This is a genomic window from Nonomuraea sp. GTA35, assembly GCF_041950525.1.
Classification (GTDB): Bacteria; Actinomycetota; Actinomycetes; order Streptosporangiales; family Streptosporangiaceae; genus Nonomuraea.
Window position 1 is genome coordinate 1 of sequence record NZ_JBGNUV010000040.1, and the last position, 9066, is coordinate 9066.

Below are 9066 nucleotides of genomic sequence, written 5' to 3' on the forward strand. Positions count from 1 at the left end.
CCGTCCCAGATCGGTCCAGATCCGCAGCCACCGGGCCGCCTCATTGTGCCGTCCCAGGACAGGCCACTTCTCTTCCAGCACCACCGTGCCCAACGCTTCTCCTCAGTTCGTGGCGAGACCGAAGAGACTGCCTCTCCGATCTGATTCCACGTAACTGATATGTGCAGGGTCTTGGGAATGCGCCCGTAGTGCGCGATCGCGTCACCCAGCGGGGTGGGCCGGCCATCGCGTGACAGCATCCGAATGACGTCGTGGGCGCGCACCGCGCCGGTGTGGATAGAGGCGATGACGCGACAGATGTCGTCCCAGTGGCGCTCTACCTTGTCCAAGGCGATGCGCCCCCGCGCGATCTGTTGCAAGGGCCCGTACTCGGCACGGGGATCGATCCGCCACAGCTTCTGATCGGGCAGGTCAGCCAGCTGCGGGGCGTAGGAGAACCCCGCCAGAGTGAGCAGCCCGTAGACGATGTCGCTATGGCTGGCGGTATCGGTGACGATCATCTCGGGGCGTTTGCCGCCGTCGCGGTCATACAGCACGTCCAGCACGTACAGCGAATCGCGCGGGGTGCCGGCCACGACCATGCCGCCCAGGCCCGAAGCCTGGTCGTTCAGCATGTTCAGCCAGGTCGCGCCGCGGCCCCGGCCGAAGTACTTGGGGTTGGGCCGGGCATGGAGCGTGGCCGTGGGGACGACGAAGCGCATCCCGTCGACCGAGGCCACCAGCCCGCCGCCCCACGCCTGGGCCAGGCCGATGCCGGCCTGGGCGTCGATGAGGGTGGCGTTGGCGGCCTTGTAGGTGGCCAACCGCAGGTAGGTCTGATCGACATGGGACAACCGGTCGCGTCTCAGCGCCTTGGCGCCGCCGATGACGGGGGTCATCCCGACGTTGCAGCCGTGCGCCACCAGCAGCGCGGCGATCGAGATGGGAAGGTCGGCCAGCCGGGCCGCTTCCCCGGTGATGGAGGTGAACGCGGCATCGGCGCCGGTCCAGGAGAACACCTCCAGCAGCACCTCGGGCAGGTCCACCCGGGGCATCATCGCCTCCACCGCCTCCCGCAACGCCACCAGGCTGTCGGGTTCGGGGACCGGTTCCAGCGCCGCCAGATGCAGCCGCCCGTCGGCGCCCATGCTCGCGCTGGTGTTGGCCGGCAATCGCCCGGCGACCTCCCGGTAGGCCGCATCCAGCGCCTCAGCCTGCCGAGCCATGTAGGTGCCAGGCTGCTCGGGCAGGCGCAGGCTGGCCAGCACCGTGGGCCGCAGCGCCTCCCACGCCGGGCCCTGCAGGAGTTTGGCGCCCGGATCACCCCACTTGGAGGAGTTGATCGCGAAGATCTCCCGGCGGCGCAGCAGCCGGTGGAAGGCTTCCAGCACACAGAACGCGTACGCCTTCCAATCCACCAACCCTTCTGCCAGGTGAGGCGCTCGCAGCACCAGGCGCCGCCACGACCCCGCCAGCAGCGAGACGTCGATCTCATCAGGGGTAACGCGCTTGCGTCCCATCAAAGCGGGCAGCGTCCGCAAAGCGGCTAGCACCGGCCGACCCTCGGCGGTGGCTCCGAACTCGATCACCTCACACAACCGCGGCAGGAAGGGCCGCACCATAGCGAAGCGGCCCACGAGCATCGCCCGCCACGCCTCGTCGGCATCTGAATCGGCCGGCGGGGTCAGCTCAATGATCGCCTCAAGGGCCGCGGTCAGCTGCTGGCGCGGCACGACCGCCTCGATCGCGGCCCACACCTCATCGACCGATGCCACCCCCGCCGCGAGGACCTCGCCGGTGACGACATCGACCTGGTCATCGGTGGCCTCGATCAGCACCCGCACCGCCTCGGCCAGCGTGGCCGAGGCCCGCTCCACCCGCGGCAGTGTGCGCAGCTTCTCCTTCGACGACTCCCGCTCGGCACGCGCCAGCAGCCGGGTGGCGATCAGCAGATCCAGCAGATCCAGAGCATCATCGACCGACCTGGTGGTCAGGTGCACCACCGTCGCCAGCAGCGTGGCGAGCTTGCGCTCGGCAGCGTGCCGATCGATCAGCGTGGCCTTGCCGTCCATGCCGTAACGCCATAGCTCAGCCAACCGCCGCGGCGGGATCACCGACACATCCACCTCACCGACGCCAAGCGCGGCGATCTCCGCCACCCGCTCCAGCGCCCGCTCCATCTGTGGACCCGAGGCCTTCACCACCGGACGGCGCAGCCGCTCCAGCGTAGAGACCCTCGCCCCGGCCGGCACCTCCACCAGCTCGGCCAGCACCCGCCGTTGTTCATCATTCAGCAGATCATGCAGGGTGTCCCACAGCCGCTTTGTGGCCTTCTCCCGCTCCCGGGCCACCAGCCGCGCCAGCCGATGCACCCCCGGCATCAACACCGGGCGAGTGCGCAACTCGGCCACCGCCGCATCGAACAGCGCCTTGGGTCCCTCCCCCGTGGTGAACGCCCGCGCCGAAATCCACCGTGCCAGCTTCGGTTCGACCTCGGCGAAGTCGACCCATCCGCCGGCCTTCTCGATCTCCCCGGCATGCGTACGCGCGGTCCCATCACGCTGGCCGTACAGCTTGATGCACGACAAGTCGGCGATGCCCAACTGCTGAGCGAGGTAGTCCACGACCTCGGCAGGGACCTGACGAGGGTCGGGGAGAAACCGCCGTAGGAACCGGACTACACCGAGCTGGACAGCGAATCCGAGCCGGTTGTGATCTCTGCGCTTGGCATCGATCGTCTGGCGATCGGCGTCATCGAGGAAGAAGTACTTCTCCAGCTGAGCGCGCGTAGGCGGCCCCTGAAACGAGGCGAACCCCGCAGCCTGTTCATCGGACAAGAACTCGACCGGCACCGTGAACCTCCGTAGGTCAACGACAAGACCCTCGAAGGCTTCCGTTAGCGATCACCAGCGGTCAAACCGATGCCCACCAGGACAAACGCTTAGCGCACGATCCGGTTCCGATGTTCCTCAGACCCCTGTACGGGCACGAGTGCGCCCGGCACGATGACGTCGCCGTCGGTGTCGAACGGGAGCCCGGTCCAGGCCCGCGCCACTGCGATAGCGATCCGGCGACCAGCATGGAGACGGGCGCGAGGCCGATGACGTGGCCGCCGCACCGCGTCGGCCATCTCCTGCAGCCGGGCGAGCAGGCCGTGCAGTCCCGTCGGTCGCGGGGGTGGTGGTGCTGGCCACGAGGCGGGCAGGGGCTCCAGCAGCAACCGCATCACCATGCCAGCACCGTAGTGCGCGGCCGGGCGCGAGGGCATCGGGTCAGAGATCCTCGATATAGCCGGCGGCGATGTCGTCGGGCGGGTTGGTGTACAGGCGCAGGTAGCGGTCGTTGGCGTGGCCGAGGCGGCGTTCGAGTTCGGCGCGGTTGTGGCCGGAGGCCTGGGAGAGCTGGAAGGCGAAGGTGTGGCAGGCGTCGTGCGGGCGCAGGGCGCCGAGCTTGCGGTCGGGGTCGGGCGTCTGGGCGTCGTGCAGGCGGCCGATCTCGCCGACGATGGTGTTGACCGAGCGGGGTGACAGGCGGCCGTCGGGGCGGCGGACGGCGATGGAGGCGGCCGACAGCAGCAGCGCCACTGCCCCGGTGCTGGCGGCGGCGTCGCCGGGCCGCTCCTGGGCGAGGTAGTCGGCCAGCGCCTGGCGGGCGTCGCGGCCGAGGAAGACGGTGCGGCTGGTGCGGCCCTTGCCGCGTACGCCGGTCAGGCGCACCTTCTTGGCCTGGCGCAGCCGGTCGGGGTCGGCCGGCTCCAGCTGGTCCAGGTCCAGGCCGACCACTTCGGCGCGGCGCAGCCCGGTGCCGAACAGCAGGTAGATGATGGCCCGGTCGCGTAGCGGGCGGGCGTGGGCGTGGGCACGCGCGACGGCGCCGCGGTGGCGGCGGCCCTTGAGCTCGTGGAAGGTCTCGATCCGGTCCACGATGTTCTTGACGGTGCGCACCTGGGCGGCGGCCAGCGCGCGCGGCTGCGGAGCGGGCAGCGGCAGCAGGGCGACCTTCTTGGTGGGGTCGCCGTGGCGCAGCAGGCCGGCGGGGGCGTGCGCGGTGATCCAGGTGAACAGCGCCGAGACGTGCGCGAGGTGGTTGTTGACGGTCGTCGGCGCCATCGGCGCCGGTGTGCCGTCGCGGCCGCGGTTGCCGGCGGCGGCCAGATGGTCGCGCCAGGCGGCGACTTCGCGCGGGGTGACGGCCGAGAGCCGGTCGTGCCCGAGGCCGCCCGTGATCCAGGCGGCGAAGCGCTGGAGATGCCGGAAGATCTTGGCAGTGACCTCCGCCGAGCGGACCCCGCGCACGGCCAGATCGAGATAACGCTCCATCCACGCCGGCAGGCTGTCGTCGGCCGGATCGAGGCGCCCGGACAGCCCGACCACCTTTCGTGAAGTGATTTCGGCGCGATCCGGGTCCGGGCCGAGCGAGGCCGAGCTGGGGGTGGAGGACGGCATGGAGCCAGATTAGTTCATGGAAGGGCTGTTTCCTGAAGTGACCTGACTCGTCGCTTGTTCGCTCGACGTGGGGTCCGGTCTGGGTGCCGCCACCGCTGAGTCGTCGATTTGCCCGTGGGATCAGTTGGTAAAAGCAATCTGGGTGCGGTGATGCTTGGGGGTGTCGATCTCGTCGAGCAGGGCGATGGCGAAGTCGGCGTAGGAAATGAGGCCGGTGCCCGCAGGGCCACCGGTCCGGTAGTGGCCGACTCGTGGACCGTCGTGGTCGAAATTTCCGGTGGGGCTGGCGTACACCCAATCGAGGCTGCCGGCGGTGGAGCGCAGAACCTGCAGTCCTGCGGCATGGCCCTCGGAGAACGGCCGATACTCGGGCGGGAATTCGTCCGTGTCCATGAGCCGCACCCCTGGTTCGGTCTCCAGGAGGGTGCCAAGGCCGACCACCAGCAACCGGCCGACTCCGGCACGGGACAATCCGTCCAGCAAGGCCGTGGCCGCGCCGACATAGAAGCTGTCGGGCGACGCTTCGGCGTCATAGACGGCGCTGATCGCCGCATCGTGGCCGGCGGCGACCGCGGCGACGCTGTCCGCGTCCGTGACATCACCCGCCACGACCGCCACCTCATCGGCCGTCAGGTCGCCGTACTTGGCCGGATCACGGACCACCGCGGTGACCTGGTGGCCACGCATGCGAGCCTCGCCGACCGCCGCGCGGCCGGCCTTGCCGCCGGCACCGACAATAACGATCTTGCTCATCTGGATACTCCGTTCTGTCCGGCAGGCAAAGTCACCCGCCACTGCTCCGAACGGTATCCGGAAGATACTTGTTACTTCAACGGTACTGAGTTAGCGTCAGGATAGTGACTGTGCCACTCGACCCTGAGATGTTCGACCCGGCCTGCCCATCCAGCGTCATGCCGATCCGGATCGGCGAGAAATGGTCAGCGATGGTCCTCATCTGCCTGGAGCACGGCCCTCGCCGGTTTACTGAGATCCGCACCCCGCTGCGCGGGATCACGCCGAAGGTGCTCACCGAGACACTACGCGCGCTCGAACGCGACGGGCTGATCACCCGCACCGCCTACCTGGAGATCCCACCCCGGGTCGAGTACGAGCTGACACCGCTGGGCCGCACGCTGCTCGAACCGATCGCGGCCTGCCGCGTCTGGGCACAGAACCATCTTCCCCAGCTGCTCAAGGCACGTGAAACCTACGACCATCGGATCTCCCGCTGATGGTCGAAGCGCGTCCTGGTCCGCTCGGTGTACCTCCTCATACAACGGATCGACGATGCGGAACTGCCCGGCCACGAAGTCGATGACCGAGGCCGGCACGCCGCAATCCTCCAGGAGCGCCCCGGCCCACCGAACGGTGACGAGCTGAAGGCCGAATCCGAGCCGAGTGGCGTCGCGCTTCCGGCGATCAGGTCGCGCTCTTCGTCCAGGATCGCCCATTGCTCGACCAACTCGTCGATGTGCATCGGGGGGTGTTTCATGACCAGAGCACACCCATCGCAGCCGTGCGGCACGCTGGGCGGAGCCATGTGATCGCCCTGGTCAGCGACACGACTATCCCTTTCTCTCGTACTTGGTCTGCCCCCCAACAGCGGGCTGGACGCTGCGGCGAGGCGCGGCCGGCGGGCAAGGCAAGCGCCGGCGCCGCGCTGGTCGCCGAACTCCTCGCCCTGGCCGAGCAGTGCACGCGCGTCGTCAAGCGCTTCCCGCATCTGGTGCAGCTGGATGTCACGCAGCAGGCCGATGCCCGTGTCGCGTTGGACGATCTGGACGTGTTCATGAAATGGGCACGCCAGGTCACCGCCATCCGCGCGGTCGGCGTCCCGGCGCAGCGTCGTGCTCGGCGCGAGAGCGTGACCACGTGATGGACGAGACGATCGGCAGCGTGACGGGCAGCGTGACGGACGGGGACCCGCCCGAGCAGGCCATCGAGCGCGAGGGCGACGACGGCGAGGATGCCCTCGGCGCGGACATCGCCCAGTTCGCCACCTTGGAGCGCAAAGGCCCGTGGATGCTGGCCTACCTGGTGGCCAGGCGGGTCGCGCCTGGCGACGGCGACGGAGTCCGGCTCGAACATCAGTCCAGGTGTTTCGGCCGAAACACCTTCCGGCGCATCAGCGCCCGAGAGTTCGCCCGCCGGACCGGCACCAGCGCCAAGCGCGTCATGGCTCTTTGGGAGGCATGGAACCGGCTGGCCGCTGACGGGGTCGTCCCGCATGCCATGGACCTGCAGCCGGGCGCGGATGTCGAGCTTCCCGACGTCGAGCAGTATCCGTTCTTCGGCAAGAACGGATACTACCGCAGCTGGGAGGCCAGGCCCATCTCAGCTGAGCGGCGCGAGGCGATCGAGCGGGAGGCGGCCAAGGCCGGGACTCGCCCCTCGGCCATCAGCTACGTCATCGGCCACCCGACGGCGGTCAAGACCGCCCTGCTGGCCGATGAGGCGACCCGGGCGGCGGCGCGGGAGGCCCTGGAGGAGTTCGAGGCCCGCCAGGCCGCCGCCGATGCGGCCGACCGCGCCGCGGCCGCCGAGGTCACCAGGCAGCGCCAAAGCGAGTACGACAGCGCCCAGCGCGCCGAGCGGGAGGCCTTCGCCGCCCAAGCCCGCGCGGCCGGTGACGGATCCGAGGCCGATGCGTCCATGGACGTCTTCCATGCCATGGCCGAGATCCGCATGGCCGCCTCACGGGCGCTGTCGCTGCTGCACAAACAGCAGATCCGCTTCACCGCCGACCGCGCCCAGGCCATCGCCGAGCTCTGCGACGGCGCCGAGGCGGCCATCACCGCCGTCCGCGACCTCGCCACCGGCTCCGCCCTGGACGACGCCGCGCTGGCGAAGTTCCTGGACGAGAACGGCAAGCTGCTGTGAGCCCGCAGCGGGCATCACGGCGGACATCGCGGCACGGCGCGATGGGCTGGACGCAGGCCGAGACCGACGTCGCGGACGTGATGATCTGGCTGCGCAGCAACCACGGGCGCGAGGTCAGCTACGCCGACATCGCCGCCGGAGTCGGGATCCCCGACGGCCGCCGGCTGCGGCGGGCTGTCGGGGTCGTCCGCGTGATCGCGGCCAACCGGGGCGATCGTCTGGAGCGCTTCATGCCGTCGACCGACCCCGCCCGGCGCGACTCTGGCCGGCGCCGGGTCTTCGTCACCCGCTACATGCGCCGGGGCAACGGCGATGAGTTCAGCGCCCGCGACGCGATGGCCGCCGCACGAGCGGCGATGACATCGGTGAAGGACATGCACCGCGCCACCACCTTCGAGGCCGGCAACCCTCACTCGATCGCGCGCAAGGAGTTCGAAACGATGGCCCAAGCCGCTGACGAGTGCATCACGAAAGTCGCCGGTCTCGACAAGGTTGGCCCGCAGGTGGTCCGGCAGGAGAAGAACACCAGCCTGCTGTCCCAGATGATCGCCGATCTGGAAGCCCGCCTCACCGAACCGGCGGCAGGCTGACCAGGGCCTACCGCCCCTTAACGAGCAACCAGGAGCCCCACCATGACCACGCTCGAACGCACCCTCGCCAAAGCCCTCACGGAGATCGTCATCAGGCTTGATCTCAGCGAAGATGACGCCATCGCGCCCGGGGCCGTGATGGAGGTGCTCGCGCCGGTGATCGCCCTCCTGCAGGACCTCCCCGGGCAGGACCGGCGAGCCCTCGTCGAACTGATCAACCAATGCGCCCAGGAGGAAACCGACCCTGACCGGCACCTGACGGCTTGGGAAACGCCCGAAACCCTGGGACTCCTGGCCTGAGGGCGTCACTGCTCAAGGCGTCCGGCCAAAGTGCCCTGATGAAAATAGACGCACCAGCCAGTCTCCGTTACCGATACCTCGCCGTGGCCCTGCTGCCCCCCTGAACGTCTAACAAAACCAGCCAAAGTTGCGGCACCACCAGTTCTCGTCCTCAGACAGGGTTTTGTAGGCGGCCTCGAGGTCTGGGGAAGCCGCCGGGTCCTCGATCAGCTGTTCAACGCTGAGGGAGATGGAGGCCTGCGCTGCGGCGGCCGGTAACGCCACAAGGCAGGTGAACATTGCGACGACACTGGCCGTGACGAGCATGAAACGTTTTAGGGACATGAAGTAGAATTCCCCTTGCATCTGATGATACCCCGGCAGGCGGACAAGCTGGGCAGGCCTCGCCCGTGTGGGGTGGCCATATTGTCCGGGTAGGCGACTTTTTTCGCCGAGAGCAATCTTTTATGGGCAGAAAAGGAAAGTCAAGCTGGTTTGGGTATCTGCTAAGGGCGCACCTCGTTAACCTCAATTCGTCAGGGGCTTGTTGACATTCATCGAGTCCGCGGTCTTTGCCCGTTATGACCTGGTGCGTGCAACGCTGGTGCAGCGCCGACCACCCTCGGCCCGTCGTCGCTCCACGGTCAGGTGCTACTCATCCGTGACCCCTACGCGGCGATGTCACGGTTGCCTGCATGCCTTACGTGCCCGACAGACCTTCATGCGGCTGACCAGCTAGTTCGCTTGACAACCCCAGATAACGATGGGGCTCGGGAATCAAGGAACTGGAGAACATACCCCCTAAGGCGCTCAGCCGGACACGGACGAACGCCTTCGCCGACGCCGAGCCGTCGGGACGCCGGCGAAGCCTGCCGCTCGTAGTGCTGTCGCCC

The 9066-nt window shown here is 68.5% G+C and carries 9 protein-coding genes and 1 pseudogene; 5 read left to right on the forward strand and 5 right to left on the reverse strand.

Going from position 1 to position 9066, the window contains the following annotated elements:
• The 3 genes from ACBJ32_RS59025 to ACBJ32_RS59035 all read right to left on the reverse strand — a co-directional run.
• A partial coding sequence (locus tag ACBJ32_RS59025) for a Tn3 family transposase (RefSeq protein ID WP_375134345.1) occupies positions 1 to 2831 on the reverse strand: 2831 nt, incomplete at its 3' end.
• A gap of 420 nt (positions 2832 to 3251) precedes the next feature.
• A complete protein-coding gene (locus ACBJ32_RS59030) occupies positions 3252 to 4424 on the reverse strand; it encodes a tyrosine-type recombinase/integrase (RefSeq protein ID WP_375134346.1) in 1173 nt (390 codons plus the stop codon).
• 120 nt (positions 4425 to 4544) lie between these two features.
• Entirely contained in the window at positions 4545 to 5177 is a 633-nt protein-coding gene (locus ACBJ32_RS59035; RefSeq protein ID WP_375134347.1) for an NAD(P)-dependent oxidoreductase, read from the reverse strand.
• 104 nt (positions 5178 to 5281) lie between these two features.
• On the opposite strand from ACBJ32_RS59035, the gene ACBJ32_RS59040 reads away from it, so the two are divergent.
• Entirely contained in the window at positions 5282 to 5656 is a 375-nt protein-coding gene (locus tag ACBJ32_RS59040) for a winged helix-turn-helix transcriptional regulator (protein WP_375134348.1), read from the forward strand.
• Between the two features lie 57 nt (positions 5657 to 5713).
• Here the strand turns inward: ACBJ32_RS59040 and ACBJ32_RS59045 are convergent.
• Positions 5714 to 5875, reverse strand: a pseudogene (locus tag ACBJ32_RS59045) (DUF4158 domain-containing protein); the annotation flags it as partial.
• Here ACBJ32_RS59045 and ACBJ32_RS59050 point away from each other — a divergent pair.
• From ACBJ32_RS59050 to ACBJ32_RS59065, 4 genes are read left to right on the forward strand one after another with little or no spacing between them, the layout of a single operon-like run.
• Positions 5875 to 6300 (forward strand): hypothetical protein, encoded by a 426-nt coding sequence (locus ACBJ32_RS59050; protein WP_375134349.1) that lies wholly within the window; start codon positions 5875 to 5877, stop codon positions 6298 to 6300. The pseudogene ACBJ32_RS59045 and the gene ACBJ32_RS59050 sit on opposite strands and share 1 nt — an antisense overlap.
• Positions 6297 to 7304 carry a hypothetical protein gene (locus ACBJ32_RS59055; protein ID WP_375134350.1) on the forward strand — a complete coding sequence of 336 codons (1008 nt, stop codon included), beginning with the start codon at positions 6297 to 6299 and terminating at the stop codon, positions 7302 to 7304. Before ACBJ32_RS59050 ends, ACBJ32_RS59055 begins: the two co-directional genes overlap by 4 nt.
• A 41-nt stretch (positions 7305 to 7345) precedes the next feature.
• Positions 7346 to 7894, forward strand: coding sequence for a hypothetical protein (locus ACBJ32_RS59060; protein WP_375134351.1), 549 nt, complete (start codon positions 7346 to 7348; stop codon positions 7892 to 7894).
• A 42-nt stretch (positions 7895 to 7936) separates the two neighbouring features.
• Positions 7937 to 8194, forward strand: coding sequence for a hypothetical protein (locus tag ACBJ32_RS59065; RefSeq protein ID WP_375134352.1), 258 nt, complete (start codon positions 7937 to 7939; stop codon positions 8192 to 8194).
• A gap of 108 nt (positions 8195 to 8302) precedes the next feature.
• Here ACBJ32_RS59065 and ACBJ32_RS59070 read toward each other — a convergent pair whose 3' ends face one another.
• Positions 8303 to 8539, reverse strand: coding sequence for a hypothetical protein (locus ACBJ32_RS59070; protein WP_375134353.1), 237 nt, complete (start codon positions 8537 to 8539; stop codon positions 8303 to 8305).
• Positions 8540 to 9066: the final 527 nt, after the last annotated feature.

What these genes read in the sequence shown, in the direction of transcription:
- ACBJ32_RS59030 (WP_375134346.1), bottom strand. Translation starts at nt 4,424, where the DNA reads ATGCCGTCCTCCACCCCCAGCTCGGCCTCGCTCGGCCCGGACCCGGAT.
- ACBJ32_RS59035 (WP_375134347.1), bottom strand. Translation starts at nt 5,177, where the DNA reads ATGAGCAAGATCGTTATTGTCGGTGCCGGCGGCAAGGCCGGCCGCGCG.
- ACBJ32_RS59060 (WP_375134351.1), top strand. Translation starts at nt 7,346, where the DNA reads ATGGGCTGGACGCAGGCCGAGACCGACGTCGCGGACGTGATGATCTGG.
- ACBJ32_RS59065 (WP_375134352.1), top strand. Translation starts at nt 7,937, where the DNA reads ATGACCACGCTCGAACGCACCCTCGCCAAAGCCCTCACGGAGATCGTC.
- ACBJ32_RS59070 (WP_375134353.1), bottom strand. Translation starts at nt 8,539, where the DNA reads ATGCAAGGGGAATTCTACTTCATGTCCCTAAAACGTTTCATGCTCGTC.